14 protein-coding genes are annotated in these 17,176 nt (G+C 53.6%); 6 read left to right on the top strand and 8 right to left on the bottom strand.

The window, feature by feature from the left end:
- Positions 1-120: 120 nt before the first annotated feature.
- From aspS to rpsT, 5 genes are all read right to left on the bottom strand, one after another.
- On the bottom strand, positions 121-1,929 hold the full coding sequence (gene aspS / locus Q3970_RS09960; protein WP_303100423.1) for an aspartate--tRNA ligase: 1,809 nt from the start codon (positions 1,927-1,929) through the stop codon (positions 121-123).
- Between the two features lie 103 nt (positions 1,930-2,032).
- Positions 2,033-2,497 (bottom strand): VapD, encoded by a 465-nt coding sequence (locus tag Q3970_RS09955; RefSeq protein ID WP_303100422.1) that lies wholly within the window; start codon positions 2,495-2,497, stop codon positions 2,033-2,035.
- A gap of 35 nt (positions 2,498-2,532) precedes the next feature.
- Positions 2,533-3,222 carry a DUF502 domain-containing protein gene (locus Q3970_RS09950; protein ID WP_303100421.1) on the bottom strand — a complete coding sequence of 230 codons (690 nt, stop codon included), beginning with the start codon at positions 3,220-3,222 and terminating at the stop codon, positions 2,533-2,535.
- Positions 3,223-3,320: 98 nt separating this feature from the next.
- Positions 3,321-4,463 carry a phospholipase A gene (locus Q3970_RS09945; RefSeq protein WP_303100420.1) on the bottom strand — a complete coding sequence of 381 codons (1,143 nt, stop codon included), beginning with the start codon at positions 4,461-4,463 and terminating at the stop codon, positions 3,321-3,323.
- A 234-nt stretch (positions 4,464-4,697) separates the two neighbouring features.
- A complete protein-coding gene (rpsT, locus tag Q3970_RS09940) occupies positions 4,698-4,961 on the bottom strand; it encodes a 30S ribosomal protein S20 (RefSeq protein ID WP_303100419.1) in 264 nt (87 codons plus the stop codon).
- Positions 4,962-5,278: 317 nt separating this feature from the next.
- On the opposite strand from rpsT, the gene Q3970_RS09935 reads away from it, so the two are divergent.
- On the top strand, positions 5,279-6,427 hold the full coding sequence (locus tag Q3970_RS09935) for an ABC transporter substrate-binding protein (RefSeq protein WP_303100418.1): 1,149 nt from the start codon (positions 5,279-5,281) through the stop codon (positions 6,425-6,427).
- Between the two features lie 118 nt (positions 6,428-6,545).
- On the opposite strand, the gene rmuC is transcribed toward Q3970_RS09935, so the two are convergent.
- Positions 6,546-8,060: a DNA recombination protein RmuC gene (gene rmuC / locus Q3970_RS09930; RefSeq protein ID WP_303100417.1), complete on the bottom strand. Its 1,515-nt coding sequence runs from the start codon at positions 8,058-8,060 to the stop codon at positions 6,546-6,548.
- A 190-nt stretch (positions 8,061-8,250) separates the two neighbouring features.
- On the opposite strand from rmuC, the gene Q3970_RS09925 reads away from it, so the two are divergent.
- Positions 8,251-9,207 carry an AEC family transporter gene (locus Q3970_RS09925; RefSeq protein WP_303100416.1) on the top strand — a complete coding sequence of 319 codons (957 nt, stop codon included), beginning with the start codon at positions 8,251-8,253 and terminating at the stop codon, positions 9,205-9,207.
- 323 nt (positions 9,208-9,530) lie between these two features.
- The gene (gene porB / locus Q3970_RS09920; RefSeq protein WP_303100415.1) at positions 9,531-10,634 is read left to right on the top strand and encodes a trimeric porin PorB; all 1,104 of its coding nucleotides are present in this window, start codon (positions 9,531-9,533) and stop codon (positions 10,632-10,634) included.
- 873 nt (positions 10,635-11,507) lie between these two features.
- Here porB and Q3970_RS09915 read toward each other — a convergent pair.
- Positions 11,508-12,314 (bottom strand): inner membrane protein YpjD, encoded by an 807-nt coding sequence (locus tag Q3970_RS09915; RefSeq protein WP_303100414.1) that lies wholly within the window; start codon positions 12,312-12,314, stop codon positions 11,508-11,510.
- A gap of 158 nt (positions 12,315-12,472) precedes the next feature.
- Here Q3970_RS09915 and ffh point away from each other — a divergent pair, with 158 nt between their 5' ends.
- Positions 12,473-13,843: a signal recognition particle protein gene (ffh, locus tag Q3970_RS09910; protein ID WP_303100413.1), complete on the top strand. Its 1,371-nt coding sequence runs from the start codon at positions 12,473-12,475 to the stop codon at positions 13,841-13,843.
- A gap of 46 nt (positions 13,844-13,889) precedes the next feature.
- On the opposite strand, the gene Q3970_RS09905 is transcribed toward ffh, so the two are convergent.
- Positions 13,890-14,378: a GAF domain-containing protein gene (locus Q3970_RS09905; protein ID WP_303100412.1), complete on the bottom strand. Its 489-nt coding sequence runs from the start codon at positions 14,376-14,378 to the stop codon at positions 13,890-13,892.
- Between the two features lie 209 nt (positions 14,379-14,587).
- Here Q3970_RS09905 and recJ point away from each other — a divergent pair, with 209 nt between their 5' ends.
- Together recJ and Q3970_RS09895 are read left to right on the top strand one after the other, a co-directional pair.
- Positions 14,588-16,309, top strand: coding sequence for a single-stranded-DNA-specific exonuclease RecJ (gene recJ, locus Q3970_RS09900; protein WP_303100411.1), 1,722 nt, complete (start codon positions 14,588-14,590; stop codon positions 16,307-16,309).
- A gap of 129 nt (positions 16,310-16,438) precedes the next feature.
- Entirely contained in the window at positions 16,439-17,143 is a 705-nt protein-coding gene (locus Q3970_RS09895) for a CPBP family glutamic-type intramembrane protease (RefSeq protein ID WP_303100410.1), read from the top strand.
- Positions 17,144-17,176: the final 33 nt, after the last annotated feature.

Below are 17,176 nucleotides of genomic sequence, written 5' to 3'. Positions count from 1 at the left end.
CAATATACAAAGTGCAAAACCCCGTAAAAATACGGGGTTTAGGGTAACTGTTGCCAGCCGTTTAATATAATGGCATTGACAGTTCAATACACTATCTTTGTTTTTAAAAGTTAAATCTTATCAAACCCCTGTGCCTTCGACCGCCTTTTGGCGCAGGCGCAGGCTTAATTCGCGCAGCTGTTTGTCATCCACCGCATTGGGGGCGTTGGTGAGCAGGCATTGGGCGCGCTGGGTTTTCGGGAAAGCGATTACGTCGCGGATAGATTCGGCACCGGCCATCAGTGTTACCAAACGGTCGAGGCCGAAGGCCAGACCGCCGTGCGGCGGCGCGCCGTATTTCAGGTTGTCGAGCAGGAAGCCGAATTTTTCCTGCTGCTCTTCAGGGCCGATTTTCAGTGCGGCAAACACTTTTTCCTGAATGTCTGCACGGTGGATGCGGATGGAGCCGCCGCCGATTTCCCAGCCGTTGAGCACCATATCGTAGGCGCGGGCCAGGCAGTTTTCGGGCTCGCTTTCCATCAGGTCTTCATGGCCGGGTTTGGGCGAGGTGAAGGGGTGGTGCATGGCGGCGTAACGGCCGTTTTCTTCGTCGTATTCGAACATCGGGAAATCGACTACCCACAGCGGGCGCCATTCGTCGGTGAAATAACCGTTTTCGGCGCCGTGTTCGTGGCCGATTTTGATGCGCAGCGCGCCGATGGCTTCGTTGACGATTTTGGCTTTGTCGGCGCCGAAGAAGATGATGTCGCCGTTTTGCGCGCCGGTTCGGGCGATGATTTCTCTCAGAGCGTTTTCAGACAGGAATTTCACAATCGGCGATTGCAGGCCGCTGTCTTCGCCGTTGGAAAGGTTGGTAACGTCGTTCACTTTGATGTAGGCCAAGCCTTTGGCGCCGTAGATGCCGACAAATTTGGTGTATTCGTCGATGTCTTTGCGGGAAAGTTTGGCGCCGCCGGGCACACGCAGGGCGACCACGCGGCCGCCTTTCATATCGGCGGCGGCGCGGAACACTTTGAATTCTTCCGACTTCATCAAATCAGTCAGTTCGGTAAATTTCAGGCTTACGCGCATATCGGGTTTGTCGGAACCGTAATAAAACATGGCTTCGGAATAGGGCATGCGCGGAAAATCGCCGAGTTCCACGCCCAAGGCATCTTTAAACACCTGTTTGGCCATGCCTTCGGTGATGTCCATGATTTCGTTTTCGCTTAAAAACGAAGTTTCGATATCGATCTGGGTGAATTCGGGCTGACGGTCGGCGCGCAAATCTTCGTCGCGGAAGCATTTGGTGATTTGGTAGTAGCGGTCGAAGCCGGCCACCATCAACAGTTGTTTGAACAGTTGCGGCGATTGCGGCAGCGCGAAAAATTCGCCCGGGTGCACGCGGCTGGGCACGAGATAGTCGCGCGCGCCCTCGGGGGTGGAGCGGGTAAGCATCGGGGTTTCGATGTCGATGAAGCCCTGTTCGTCGAGATAGCGTCGCACGCCCATCGCCACTTGGTAGCGCAGTTTCAGGTTGTTTTGCATCACAGGGCGGCGCAAATCAATCACGCGGTTTGTCAGGCGCACGTTTTCGCTGATGTTTTCATCGTCGATTTGGAACGGGGGCGTGGCGGCGGTGTTCAACACTTCGATTTCTTTGGCCAGAATTTCGATTTTGCCGGAAATCATCTTATCGTTGGTGGTGCCCTCGGGACGGTTGCGCACGCGGCCGCTGATGCTCAAAACGTATTCGTTGCGCGCGGAATCGGCCGTTTGAAAAGCCTCGGGCGTATCGGGGTCGATAACCACCTGAACGATGCCCTCGCGGTCGCGCAGGTCGATGAAAATCACGCCGCCGTGGTCGCGCCGGCGGTGCACCCAGCCTTTGACGGTAACGGTTTGATCTAGGTATTGCTCGTTAATCAAGCCACAATAATTGGTACGCATCTTTTAGGAATTTCCTTGCTGATTTTTCAATAGAGTAGAAAAATTTTAAATAATTTTCAGATTGCCTGAAATACTTGTTTTAAATTATTTCAAACCAACCGGATTATTCTAATTCAATATTTTTCATTTTATTCAGTGGCAGGTTAATATTGCCAATTGCAAAATTTTGCTGATTTAAAATTTCGTTCAACTTATCTTCGCTTAGTCCGGCTTGCAATAAACTTTGGCGCAATTGCTGTATTTGTTGGATAAATGCTGTTCGTGCCGCTTCTACTCCATCCACGATAAATTGTGCATCCAAATCCGCTTCTAAACGATAAAATTTTACGTTTGATACACATTTGGCAAACCAGTCGTATAATGCGGCCACTTCTTGTAAGGCAAGTGTACCGTGTGCTTCGCTGATATCGTCCCGCATGCTGATATACACACTACCCTGAATGTTATTAAAACCGTGTTTTTTTAAAACAGTGGCGATATTGTAATAGGCATTATTGGGCGAATTAGCATGATAATGCGCTCTTAAGCAATCTTGGCTTAAATCAAATGCAATTAGATATTTACTCATAAAAACTTTCAGTCTGCCTGGATACTTATTCCCAGTCATTCGGGATTTTCAGACGGCCTCTGCGCATCGGCCGGGGCTTTTACGGGCAGCTCGTCCGGCATCACCATGCCCAGCGAAATCACATATTTGAGCGCGTCGTCCACGCTCATGTCCAGTTCGCGCACATCGCTTTTTTTCACCATCACATAGTAGCCGCCGGTGGGGTTGGGCGTGGTCGGCACATAAACGGAAAGGTATTTTTCGCCGTTATCGAGGCTGCGCGCCACCGCGCCTGCCAAACTGCCCGACACGAAAGCGACGGTCCAGATACCCGGTTGAGGAAACGGCACCAAAACGGGGGTTTTGAACGAACGGCTGTTGTCTGAAAACAGCGATTCGGAAACTTTTTTTACGCTGGAATAAATCGATTTCACCACAGGAATGCGGCCGAGCAGGTTGTCCCATGCAGCGATAATCTGTTTGCCCAATACGTTGGCGCCGAACAGGCCGGTTGCAAACAGCACCACCACGGCCACAATCACGCCCAAACCGGGAATATTGAAGCCCATCAGGCTGGCCGGCTGCCACTTTTCGGGCAAAAGCTGGAAGAGTTGGTCGGATGCGGAAACGATGTAGGTAATCACCCACACCGTTACGGCTATCGGCAGCCACACCAAAACGCCCGTAATCAGGTATTTTTTCAATGCCTTAGAGATGCCGCCGCTTTCAGCCGCATTTTTTGCCATATCGGTATTCCATATGTGGTGAACGGTAAATACTGCCCGAACGCGCCATTATACGCGCTCGGGCAGTAAGAAACGAGTGTTTGCCGCGAATAGGGTGTTCAAAAACCATCCCAATCATTGAGCATCACGCCGAATCCTATGCTGTTGTGTTTGTGGTTGTAGTCGAGCAGGCTTTCGCCATAGCCGTGGTAGCCCTGCACATAGGCTTTGAGCTTGCCTTTAATCGGAAAAGTATAGTCGGCCTGCACACCGCCTTTGCCGGTTTTGGGGTTGTAGCGCATGGTGGCTGCAACGGTTTGTTTGTCGTTGAAGCGGTATTGCAGTTTCAAATCGCCGTGGCCCATATAATCAGTGATATCGGGGTTGTCGTCGTCATCGCCGCTTTGGTCGAACGCGCGCACCCACAACCGCGGAATCACGGTCAGCCTGCCCCATTCCATACCCGCCATGCCGTACACGCGGTTCCACGAGCGCGACATCGGGCGGCTTTGGCCGTTGGACTGGTGCACCAGGCCCAAACCGAGCATGCGCAGCTTGCCGCCGCCGGGCAGGCCGGCTTTTACGGGCTGGGTGATGAAAATTTCGGGCGAATAATCGTTGTTGCGGAACGGAGCGGATTTTTCGCCCTGGTTCCATAACTGCCAGTGCGCGGTTTGGGTGTAACCGAACCACACGTCGGAGCGGGTGCGGAACAAATCTTCCAGCAGTTTGGTTTTGAACGACACCTGCATTTTCGCTTCCAGCCGTTTCTGGTCTTTGGCGCGGACGTCGTCGGTTACACCGCGCGTAGATGTTTCAGGGTAGCGGTTGGGGCTGCTGTTATACCAAGCGGGCAGCAGATACATGGGATTGTGTTCGCGCACCGACAAAATGCCGCGCCCGTCGTTTTGATCCAAATCGTACATCAAACTCAGCGGCGTATAGGCATCGGCCGCATCAAGCAGGGTTTCGGTAGGTTCGCCGCCGGCACCGCTTTTGCTGAACACAACCGTAGGCTCTTTTTTGGCCAAACTCGTATCCACCGATTTCACCAAATCCACCGCCTTGGGCGGCTGCTTTTCGGCTGCCGGCGGTGTTTGCGGCGGAAATTGGGCGGCGTAGATTTTGTCGAAACAGGCCAGCCGCAGGGCATTGTCCTGTATCAGCGTGCATTGCAGCGCGGCATTGCTGTTTTCGGCAAGGGCGGCGGAAGAAAAGGCCGCCAAACCGGCTCCGGCTGCAACGAAATGTTTCCAGTTCATACGGGTTACCTTTGGGCGTGTCGGGTATGTTCAGGCCGTCTGAAATCATTGGTGCTCAAATGGTTAAGGCGGATTGCGCACCGGTTTCAATGCCGTCCGGCGGTCTAATTTACCCCCGCGCCAAACAAAAAGCAAATGCCCCGAAAGGCTCGATTCCGCTCTTCGGGGGCATTGGATTCAGTGCGGCATCGCGCATTCCGACATGGCGGAAACAGCAGCCGCTCCGCAACCGGTCTAAGCCAAAGCTTTGATTTTGGCTGATAAACGGCTTTTGTGTCGGGCCGCTTTGTTTTTGTGGTAAACGCCTTTGTCGGCGATTCGGTCGATTACTTTCACCGACTCTTGGTAAACTGCCTGTGCGGCGGCTTTGTCGCCGGCTGCAACCGCTTTCAGCACTTTCTTAACCGCAGTGCGGAATGCGGTGCGCAGGCTGGCGTTGTGGGCACGTTGTTTAACCGACTGGCGGGCACGCTTGCGGGCTTGTGCGCTGTTGGCCATATTGAATGTCTCCTGATAAAAATCAAAATTTAATTTCGTAAACGCGTAATTTTAAATACTTAGCCTTATCTGCGCAAGTGTTTTCACCGGCTGCCGACTGCCGCTTGCAGAAGCCTGTCCGAAAAACGACAGCCCCGCTGCCGCCTGCCGTTTTCAGACGGTCTTTGCAACTTCAATGGGGCAGTATGGAGAAAGCAGTTATATCACTTTGATTTTTATTAGGCATTCCTTTACAATACCCCGCGCCGCAGCCGGGGTTTTTATGGGGGCGGCGGTTTTTCGTCCATTCAACCTTGTTCATTAGGAAACCAACCCGTATGAAAAAATCTGTATTAGCCGTTATCGCAGCCTTGTCTTTGGCGGCCTGCGGCGGCCAAAGCGAGCAAAAACCCGCCCAATCTCAAGCAGATGCAGGTTCTGCCGCTGCTGCCGGCGGCCTGCCCGCTACCGATACGCTCAATATCTACAACTGGTCGAACTATGTTGACGAGAGCACTGTTGCAGACTTTAAAAAAGCCAACAACCTGAAACTCACTTACGATCTGTATGAAAACAATGAAACGCTGGAAGCCAAAGTGCTGACCGGCAAATCGGGCTACGATCTGGCCGTGCCCGGTATCGCCTTCCTGCCGCGCCAAATCCAGGCGGGTGCATACCAGAAAGTGAATAAGGATTTAATCCCCAACTATAAAAACATTGATCCCGAGCTTTTGAAAATGCTCGAAACCGCCGATCCGGGCAATGAATATGCCGTGCCTTATTTCTCGGGCGTGAACACGCTGGCCATCACCGCCAAAGGTAAAGAAGTTTTGGGCGGCCGACTGCCTGAAAACGGTTGGGACCTGCTGTTCAAACCCGAATACACCAACAAACTGAAATCCTGCGGCATCGCGCTGTGGGATACGCCGTCTGAAATGTTCCCGATTGTGTTGAACTATCTGGGTAAAGATCCGAAAGGCAGCAATGCCGAAGATATTAAAGAAGCCGCCGGCGTGCTGCAGGCCGTCCGCCCCGACGTAAAACGCTTCAGCCCCTCGGTAATCGACGAACTGGCGCGCGGCGACGTGTGTTTGGCGGCCGGTAACGGCGGCGATCTGAACATGGCCAAAGCGCGCTCGGAAGAAGTGAAAAACAATGTGGGCATCGAAGTGCTCACGCCCAAAGGCATGGGGTTCTGGATTGAATCCTGGCTGATTCCCGCCGATGCGAAAAATGTGGCCAACGCACACAAATACATCAACTACACACTGGATCCTGAAATTGCGGCCAAAAATGGCAATGCGGTAACGTTCGCCCCCGCCAGCCTGCCCGCGCGCGAGAAAATGGATCCCAAGCTGGTGGCCACCCGTTCGATTTTCCCGACCGCCGACGATATGAAAAACGGCTTCGTGATGCCTCAGATGGAAGGCGACGCGAAAAAACTCACCGTAAATCTGTGGCAGAAAATCAAAGTCGGTTCAAACTGATAAACTGGGTATGGTGAAATCCAAGGTAACGGCTGCGTTTGTGCGCAGCCGTTTTATTTTGATTCACCATATTTTCAGAACATTGACCTTGCAAAAAAAATGCTGCCGTCTGCACTGCCTACAGGCTCCTTTTTACATTTTCCGGTTCCTTGTCGGGGTCAGGCAGCTCGGATGTTTCGCCTGCCGCTTTTTCCGCCAGGCTTTTTTCAAGTTGCTTGGTGGCTTTCACACCCAGTTTGCGCAGTTTTTCGGCACGGCCGACCAAATTGCCGCGGCCTTCGTAAAGCTGTTTGTAGGCGGCCTGGTATTGGCTTTGCGCCTGCTCGATGTTTTTGCCCACGCCTTCGAGCGTGGTAACGAAGCCGACGAATTTATCATAGAGTTTGCCGCCCTCTTCGGCGATGGCGAGTGCGTTTTGGTTTTGCTGTTCGTTGCGCCAGATATTTGCCACCGTGCGCAGGGTTGCCAACAGCGTGCTGGGGCCGACGGGCATGATGCGCTTGTCGAAGCATTCTTGAAACAGGCTGTCGTCGTGCTGCAAGGCCAATAAATAGGCCGGCTCGACGGGGATAAACATAAACACGAAATCCAGCGTGTTCACCCCTTCCAAATCGCTGTATTGCTTGAGCGACAGGCTTTTGATGTGGGCGCGCACGCTGGCGGTGTGGGCGGCCAGCTCGCGCTCGGCCTCTTCGGGCGTTTGCGCTTGGGTGTAGCGCACATAGGCGGTGAGCGACACTTTGCTGTCGATGATGATTTGTTTGTTGTCGGGCAGGTTAACGAGCACGTCGGGTTGCAGGCGGCGGACGCTGCCGTCTTCTTCGGTGCGGGTGGAGGCCGTCTGAACGAAATATTCGCGCCCTTTAACCAGGCCGGAATTCTCCAGCACGGTTTCCAAAATCATCTCGCCCCAGTTGCCTTGGGTTTTGTTTTGCGTGCCGGTGAGTGCGTCGGTGAGCGCTTTGGCATCGGCGTGAAGCCGGTTGTTGAGGCTTTGCAGGCGTTTGAGTTCGTTTTCCAGAGTCAGCCGCTCTTTAGCTTCTTTTTCATAAGTGTTCTGCACCAGCTCGCTGAATTTGCCCATGCGCTCGTTGAGCGGGGTGAGCAGGCGGCTGATGCTTTCTGCGTTGTGTTCGGTGAAGCGCTTTGTTTTTTCTTCGAGGATATTGTTGGCAAGGTTTTGAAACTGGTCGGTCAAACTTTGGCGGGCTTCGGCCAGCAGGGCGATTTTTTCTTCATGGGCAAGGCGCTCCTGCCCGATTTGGGTGTTCAAACGCTCGTAATCGATCCGGCTTTCGGCCAGCTCCTGCTGCAGATCGCGGTAATCGTTTTTCAGACGGCCCAATTCGTTTTCGCGCTCTTGCAGGCTTTCGATATGCTGGCGGGCGGCGGCGAAACGGCTTGATATTTCTTGCAGCTCGGCACGGATTTCCTGTTCGCGGCGGCGGCTTTCACCCAACTCGTTTTGCAGCGGTTCAATCTGCGCGGCGCGGCTTTCGGCGGCGGCCAGCCCGGTGTGCAGACGGTGCGCTTGGGCTTGGTGTTTGGCACGCAGAAACAACCAGGCAAACAAAACGCCCAAACCAATACCGGCAAACGCGGCAAACAACAGATAAAGCAGAGTGTCGTTCATACTATATAATATATGTTTCAATATCCGATTAAAGCCGAAGCAGGCGCAAACACCGTTGAGGCCGTCTGAAAACCCTCTTGCAGGGCAGGCCGAATATACCACGTTTCAGACGGCCGCAAACCTCCGCCAAACCGTTATCTATATATAATGAAAGCCGTTGCCCGCTAATCAACCGTTTTCCGAACTATTCATGCAGAATTTTACCGACGCCGTTTTGTTTGCCATCAATGTAACCCTGCCCAGCACCCTGCTGCTGGGCTTCGGCATATTTTTGCGCCGCACGGCGCAAATCAACGAGCACTTTATCGCGCAGGCCTCCAAACTGGTTTACCACTACGGCCTGCCGTGCCTATTGTTTGCCAATCTTGCCGAAAGCAAAATCAACTATGGCGAACAAGCCCTGCTGTTGGCGGCCGGAGCCGCATCCGTGCTGGTTTGTTTTGCCGCCGCCGAACTTTACGCATGGAAATTCGTTGCCGACCCGCGCGACAAAGGCGTGTTCGTACAAGGCGTATTCCGTGGCAATCTGGGCATTATGGGGTTGGCATTTGTTTTCAATGCCTACGGAGAAAGCGGCTTGGCCGCCGGCGCGGTTTATACCGGCGTGATAACCATATTGTTCAACATCTTGGCGGTTATCACCCTCAGCAGGGCAGAAGGCAGCGCATGGCACAAAAAAGCAGGCAACATTCTCAAAAAAATCTTCACCAACCCATTGATTCTCGCCATCGTGGCCGCTTTGTTGCTGCAACACTTCCATATTCCCGTACCCAAACCCATTATGAAAACCGCAGGGTATGTAGCCAACATCTCATTGCCGCTGGCGCTGATTTGCGCCGGCGCCGCATTCGATATCCGCTCCATGCTGAAAATGTCGGATATCTCCCTGCAAGCCAGCATCGGAAGATTGTTTGCCGCCCCCGTTATCGCCGTTATCACAGGCTTGGCTTTCGGCCTGAGCGGCGTAGCGTTCGGCGTATTGTTCCTGATGACGGCCACGCCCGTAGCCGCAGCAGCTTATGTGATGGCCACCGCCATGGGCGGCAACGGCACCGCAGCCGCCAACATCACCGGCATCACCACGTTCGGCGCCATGTTTACCGCCGCCGCAGGCATTGTGGCGTTAAGAAGTTTGGGTTTGATGTAGCCCCAACCGCTACCGTTCAGGCAGTTTAAAAACCGATAAACCCCCGCAGTGCCGAAAAACAACACAAACTGACAATTTGTTGCAAATGTGCCGAACCCTGTTTATTTTTTCATATTCTATTGATTTTAAAATAATTTTATTTTTAATGTGGAATAAACCCCACACATTCTGCCAAGGTTGTAGCCGATAAAGTTTGTTTTTTTGCAACGAAGCAATTATATTAGGAGGCATGAAATCGCTCTCCTTGCGATGAATGCAAAAGCTTGGATGGTTTCATGCCCATTTGAGTTTGTTTTCTTAAACGATAGAAAAGGAATACAGCAATGAAAAAATCTCTGATCGCCTTGAGCATGGCTGCCCTGCCTGTTGCCGCTTTCGCCGACGTAACCCTCTACGGCCAAATCAAAGCCGGTGTTGAAGTTTCCCAAACCAAAACAAAACGCAACGGTGTAGAAACCAAGAGCGCCACCACTTCCGAAATCGCCGATTTCGGTTCGCGCATCGGCTTCAAAGGCCACGAGCACTTGGGCAACAACCTGAACGCCATCTGGAAAGTGGAGCAGAAAACTTCCGTAGCAGGCACCGATTCAGGTTGGGGTAACCGTGAAGCCTACATCGGTTTGGAAAGCGGTGCAGGTACCATCCGTGCCGGTAAAATCGGTACCCAGCTGGATAACATGGATACCATTGATCCGTGGGAATACAACAACCACGCCTTGGGCTTGGATATGTTCACCCGCACTGGCAAAAAAGTGGTTTCTGCCCGTTACGATACCCCCGTATTCGGCGGTTTCAGCGCCAACGTTCAATACTCTCCGCGCGATAACAAAACCGTTGAGGTTCGCGGTGTAGGCAACCCCACCGACGGCCGTACCGATAACGCCAGCGACACTTCTGCCTACTACGGTGGTTTGAACTATGAAAACGCCGGCTTCTTTGCCCAATACGGTTTGGGTTACAAAAAATCTTCTTATGTAACTGCTGCCGGCCAAAGCAAATCAGGCCAGGCCCACCAAGTACAGGCCGGTTACGATGCCAACAACCTGTTTGTAGGTTTGGGTTACCAATACACCGACGGTTGGGACAGCGAAAACAGCTACTTGGCCAAACTGCGTAACGAGGATTACACCAGTGCCGATGCAGCTGCCGACACTTCAGCCGGCCTGAAAACCCATGAAGCCGCCATTACCGGTGCTTACCGCTTCGGCAACGTAACTCCCCGCGTTTCTTACGCCCACGGCTTCAAACCCAAAGCCAACGGCACCAAACTGGATAACGGCCAATACAACCAAGTTGTAGTAGGTGCGGATTACGACTTCTCTAAACGCACTACCGCTATGGTTTCTGCCGGCTGGCTGCGTGCCGGTAAGAGCGACAACAAAACCGAAACTACCGCCGGTTTGGTTGGCTTGCGCCACAAATTCTAATCTTACGGTTAGAAACACAAAAGAGCCTGCATTCGCAGGCTCTTTTTGTATTGTATCAGTAGGATGCAACTTGTTGCACCAAAACCGTTCGAGTCCATGTGCAGTCAGTAGGGTGCAACTTGTTGCACCATAACCGTTCGAATCTATGTGGCAGCAGGCAGTACGGAACCGCTTCAGCGGCTTACAAAATTGTTCTCTTTGAGCTAAGGCGGGGTAACGCAGTGAAAGTTAAGTATCTGCTATATTGATTCTAAAACCACCTGCCGCCGTTATTGGCCTTGCAAGCTTCGCTGCGCCGATGAATCTGATAACGGCAGGGAAGGGTTTGTTGGGTATTGGAACGGTTTTGCAAAGATTCAGGCTTTGCTCGGGTTGGTTGCAAGCCTGATTTTTGATGGTGCAAGGAACCGGGTTTGCCGGCTCCCTGTGATTACAGGTTTATGCCGAAAAAAATTTCTTATTAGCTTTAAATTTTAAAAATTTTTGTTTTTATCCGATATTTTGTTTTTATTGCCTGTTTGTAAGTTAGAGCACTTGCACTTTCAATTTAAATGAATTACATTGCCTTTCATAAAGTGATTTCAATCACCACGCCAAGTACACAAAGGCTCCTAATAAATAGAGAGAGAATTTCCGGCATTATCAAAACAGGCTGCTTGAAAAGGCAGCCTGTTTTTTGCGTGGTTGTAAATTGCCAGTAGCTCCCGGCCCTAGGGTCTGTTGACAATTAGCGCAACGGCGGTATTTTGGTCAAAAATCCCCGTCTGCGGCGTTAAAAATGCTCGCAAGGTGTCCAACCTTGCTGAGCTTTTTGCCTGGCATACGCGGTTTTTGCCTCAAAAAACCGCTTCGCCGGCCAATTGTCGACAGCCCCTAGCGGTGCAGAATGATTTCCAGCACGAATTTGCTGCCCACATAAGCCAGCATCAGGCTGATGAAACCGATAATCGTCCACACGGCGGCTTTTTTGCCGCGCCATGCCGTCATGCCGTGTTTCAACAGCAGGCCGCCGTAAATCAGCCACGAGATTATGCCGAACACTGATTTGTGGGTAAGGGCAAACGGTTTGCCGAACACGGTTTCGGCGAAAAACGTGCCGCTTATTACGGAATAGGTCAGCAGCAGAAAACCCGCCCATATGCCTTGGAACATCAGTTTTTCAAGGCTCAGCAGGGGGGGCAGAAACGATACAAGGGGTGAGAATTTTTTCTGGTGCAGGCTGCGGTTCAGCAGCAAAACCAGCACTGCCAGCAGGGTTACGATGCCGAACAGCCCGTAGGCCAGCAGCGATGAGCCCACATGCAGCATAAACGGCCAGTCGCTGATTTGGTAGCCGGCAAATTTGCCGGGAAACACCGCCGCAAGCAGCAGCGACAACGCTGCACACGGATAAAGCAGCAGTTGCAGCCCGCGCAGGTTATAGAAGAAGCTGCCCAAGCAATACATCATCAGCATCAGCCACACAATCAGGCTCACCGAATAGCCGAAACCCATTATCAGCACCCTGTCGTGCAGCACGGGCAGAAACAGCACTGCACCCTGCAACAGCAGTGCCGGGGCGAGCACCGCCAGTTCCGTTTTCAGCGGATAAGGCCTGCCGTCGCGTTTTTTGTGGTGCAGCCATACGAACACCGCCATTCCCGCATACAGCAGCATCAGGCAAATCAATACTATCGGCATGACAAACTTTCTTTTGCACGCATACTCACGAAGCTGCGTGTGGTGTAAAATAAGCCGATTTTATCAAAAACGGCGGCGCCTATTGAAACTTTAATGCGGTTTTGCCGTTTTCAGACGGCCTCAAGCCCCCGCCGCCCGCCCCGATTCTAAGGACACCCATGTTAGACAACTTAACCAGCCGCTTTGGCAATGTGCTGAAAAACATCCGCGGCCAAGCCAAGCTCACCGAAGACAATATAAAAGAAGCCCTGCGCGAAGTGCGCCTGGCCCTGCTCGAGGCCGACGTTGCCCTGCCTGTGGTGAAAGGGTTTATCAACAACGTTAAAGAAAAAGCGCTCGGCCGCGAAATCACCGGCAGCCTCACGCCCGACCAAGCCTTTATCGGTGTGGTAAACGATGCCCTGATCGAATTGATGGGCAAAGAAAACAGCACGCTCAACCTTGCCGTTTCGCCGCCCGCCGTGGTGCTGATGGCCGGTTTGCAGGGCGCGGGTAAAACCACCACCGTGGGCAAGCTTTCGCGCCTGCTGAAAAACGGCCACAAAAAGAAAATCCTTGTGGTTTCCGCCGACGTTTACCGCCCTGCCGCCATCGAACAGCTGAAGCTTTTGGCCGAACAAGTGGGCGTGGATTTCTTTCCTTCCGACACCAGCCAGCAGCCCGTCGATATCGCCAAGGCGGCCGTGGACTATGCCAAAAAGCATTTCTACGACGTATTGATGGTCGATACCGCCGGCCGCCTGGCAATCGACGAAGAAATGATGAACGAAATCAAAGCCCTCCACGCAGCGGTTAACCCTATCGAAACCCTGTTTGTGGTGGACGCCATGCTCGGCCAAGATGCGGTGAACACCGCCCAAGCCTTTAACGAAGCCCTGCCCCTGACCGGCGTGATTCTCACCAAGATGGACGGCGATTCGCGCGGCGGCGCGGCCTTGTCGGTGCGGCAGGTAACCGGCAAGCCGATTAAATTCATCGGTATCGGCGAAAAAGTAACCGGCCTCGAGCCGTTTTACCCCGACCGCATCGCCAGCCGCATTCTCGGCATGGGCGACGTGTTGAGCCTGATCGAAGAAGTGCAGAAAGGCATCGACGAAGAAGCCGCCGCCAAAATGGCGAAAAAGCTGCACAAAGGCAAGGGCTTCGATTTGAACGATTTTAAAGAACAAATCCAGCAGATGCGCAATATGGGCGGCTTGGAAAACCTGATGTCGAAAATGCCGGGCGAACTCGGCCAGCTTTCCAAACAGATTCCCGAAGGCACCGCCGAAAAAGCCATGGGGCATGTGGAAGCCATCATCAACTCGATGACGCCGAAAGAACGTGCCAACCCGGCCTTAATCAAGGCCAGCCGCAAGCGCCGCATCGCGGCCGGCTCGGGCACTTCGGTGCAGGAAGTAAACAAAATGCTCAAGCAGTTCGAGCAGTCGCAGCAGATGATGAAGATGTTCAGCGGCAAGGGTATGGCCAAGCTGATGCGCATGGCCAAAGGCATGAAGGGAATGAAAGGGATGTTTCCCGGCATGTAGCCGCAAAGGTTGTTTTTAAAACGGCCCTGATAAAGAAAGGCAGCCGTTAATCATGACGGCGTGTGATGATTTCGGCCAGCCTGCCCAGATAATGGGCATCGGTGCCGTCGAAGCAGCCTGCAGTTTCGGCATCGGCATCGAGCACGGCGGCCAAGCGGCGGGTTTTGTCCCATACGGGCACAACGATTTCGGATTGCGACAGCGGCGAGCAGGTGATGTGGCCGGGGTGGCGGGTTACGTCTTCCACCACGATGGTGGTGCCTTTTTCCCACGCTTGGCCGCACACACCGCGCCCGTAGGGAATGCGCGTGCAGGCCGTCGGCCCTTGAAACGGCCCCAGCACCAGCTCGCGGCGGTTATGATCGGCCAGATAAAAACCCACCCACAGCCAGCCGAATGCTGATTTCAACACCGCGCTGATGTTGGCGAGATTGGCGGTCAGGTCGGGTTCTCCCCGGATAAGGCTTTCGATTTGCGGCAGGATTTCCTGATAAATTTCCACTTTGGTGGTGCCGCCGGTTTGAACGGTGTGCATGGTGCGGGCTGCTTATGGTAAATAAAACAGCCGTCATTGTTGCCACAGCTGCCCGGCAGGTCAAGCATTGCAGGAAAATTTAACGGTAATTAAACTTTTTGCATATTGTTTTTCAGGCGGCCTGCTTTTTTTGGAACTTCAGGCCGTCTGAAAAACAACCCGTTCCGCGTTACAATACGTTTTTTCTTTTCTATCTTTCTCCCCGTTTCATGTCTGCCAAAATCCGAACCCGCCCGTTCAATCAAACCGTTTGCCAAAGCCTGATCGAAGCGGGCGCCGACCCTTTGCTGGCGCGCCTGTGTGCCGCACGCGATGTGGCTGCGCCTGCCGAACTCGAAGACAGACTGGCCGCGCTGCTGCCCTATCAGGGGCTGAAAAACTGCACGGCGGCGGCGGCGAGGTTGGCCGATGCGGTGCAGCGTCGTGAAAAAATCCTGATTGTGGCCGATTACGATGCCGACGGCGCCACCGCCTGTGCTGTGGGCATGAAAGGTTTGGCCGCAATGGGCGCGGCGGTGGATTTTCTCGTGCCCAACCGTTTCGAGCACGGCTACGGCCTCACGCCCGAGCTGGCCGAAACTGCCGCCGCGCGAGGCACAGATTTGCTGGTTACGGTGGATAACGGCATCGCCAGCCTCGCCGGCGTGGCGCGCGCGCAGGAATTGGGCATCGACGTTGTGATTACCGACCACCACCTGCCCGCCGAGCGTGTACCCGACTGCATTATCGTCAACCCCAACCAAGCGGGCTGCACGTTCGCCAGCAAAAGTCTGGCGGGCGTGGGCGTGATTTTTTATGTGTTGACGGCGTTGCGTGCCGAATTGCGCGGGCGCGGTTATTTCAGGCCGTCTGAAAACGCCGGCCCGGTTTCAGACGGCCTGCCCGAACCCAATCTGGGCGAACTGCTGGATTTGGTGGCGCTGGGCACGGTGGCCGACGTGGTGCCGCTCGACCACAACAACCGCATTTTAGTATCGCAAGGTTTGAAGCGTATGCGTTCGGGTAAAATGCGCCCCGGCATCCGCGCCCTGTTTGACGTGGCGCGGCGCGACTGGCGCAAAGCGCAGCCTTTCGACATGGGCTTCGCGTTGGGGCCGCGCATTAATGCGGCAGGGCGGCTCGACGATATGTCGGTGGGCATCGCCTGCCTGCTGGCCGACAGCGACGCCGAAGCGCAAACCCTCGCCGCACACCTGAACGATTTGAACACCGAACGGCGCGAAATCGAACAATCTATGCTGCAAGACGCACTTGATGCCTTTCCCGACGAGCTGCCTGCCGGACAAACTACGCTGGTGGCTTACCGCGGCGATTTCCACCAAGGCGTTATCGGCATCGTTGCCGGCCGCTTGAAAGACCGCTTCTACCGCCCCGCCATTGTGTTCGCCCCTGCCGGCAACGGTGAAGTGCGCGGTTCCGGCCGCTCCATTCCCAACCTGCACCTGCGCGACGCTTTAGACTTGGTGAGCAAACGCTGCCCTGATTTGATTTTAAAGTTCGGCGGTCATGCCATGGCGGCCGGTTTGAGCATACGCGAAACCGACATCGGCGCGTTTCAGACGGCCTTTGAAAACGTGGTGCGCGAACTGGTTTGCGAAGACGATTTGTCGCAAACCTATGTTACCGACGGCAGCCTGCCTGCCGCCGACATCACCCTTGCCCAAGCGCAGAACCTTGCCCGCCAAGTGTGGGGGCAGGGTTTCGCGCCGCCGAGCTTTACCGACGAATTCGCCGTTGTCCGCCAGCAGAGCATGGGCGTTAACCACAAAAAAGTGTGGCTGCAAAAAGACGGCCTCGAATTCGAAGCCATGTTTTGGCGCTGCACCGAAGAAATCCCTGCGCGTGTGCGCACGGTTTACCGCCCCGTGGCCAACGAATGGCGCAACCATATCGAATTGCAGCTTTATATCGATTATTGGGAAGCGGCTTGAATCAAACCGGCCGGTTTTCAGTGATGTTTTTCAGACGGCCTTTCCATGAAGACGGCTATCGTTGCACTGTAATGATTTTTTTGCCATATATGTTTGATATATAACTTGAAAGATTAAGGGGAATCCATTATGCCGGCACCTGAAATAAAACACCTGACGTTTGCCGACATCGCGGTGTTGTCGCTTATCTTCTTCGGCACCTCCGCTTATTCTTCCCTAACGGGTTATTGGCAGCTGCGGCAAGCGGGGCTGGTTGAGCCCGTGGGGCTTGCCATTAACGATATGGCTACCTACCGGGTTATTGTCATGGAAGCGGTTTTGTTGGTTATCGCGTGGCTGTATCTGCGTTGGCGCCGGTTTGATTTTGGTGTATTGAATTTTAGGATAGACCGCTACACCCTGCCTTTAACCGCCTTGTTGGTGCTTGGGGCGGGGTTGGCCGCCGACCTTTATCAGTATCTGCACGCTTTTTTGGTTCCCGAACATTACCCCGAAACAGAGGCTTTTTATCCGGGTACGCGCTACACCCTCGAGTTGGTATCGGCCTCGCTGTTTAACGGTTTTTTTGAAGAAATCTTCTTTATGGGGCTGGTGTTTGCCGTCAAGCCGAAAATCCTGCCCCAAGCGGTGGCGTTCAGCCTTTTCGCCCGTTTCATCTTCCACACTTATCAAGGTTTGGCAGGGGCGCTGACTGTTACCACCTTGGGCGTGTCGTTCTGGCTGTTCCGCCGTAAAATCAATGTGCTGGTGCCGTTTTTTCTGGCGCACGGTATATTCGATATGTTTGGCTTGAGTGCGTTGGGGCTGCTGTTCCTAGGGTCTGTTGACAATTAACGCAACGGCGGTGTTTTTGGTCAAAAATCCCCG

This window comes from Neisseria sp. (assembly GCF_030530745.1).
GTDB lineage: Bacteria > Pseudomonadota > Gammaproteobacteria > Burkholderiales > Neisseriaceae > Neisseria.
Note: the sequence above shows the minus strand (reverse complement) of the source record. Positions and strands in the feature narration are given on the sequence as shown.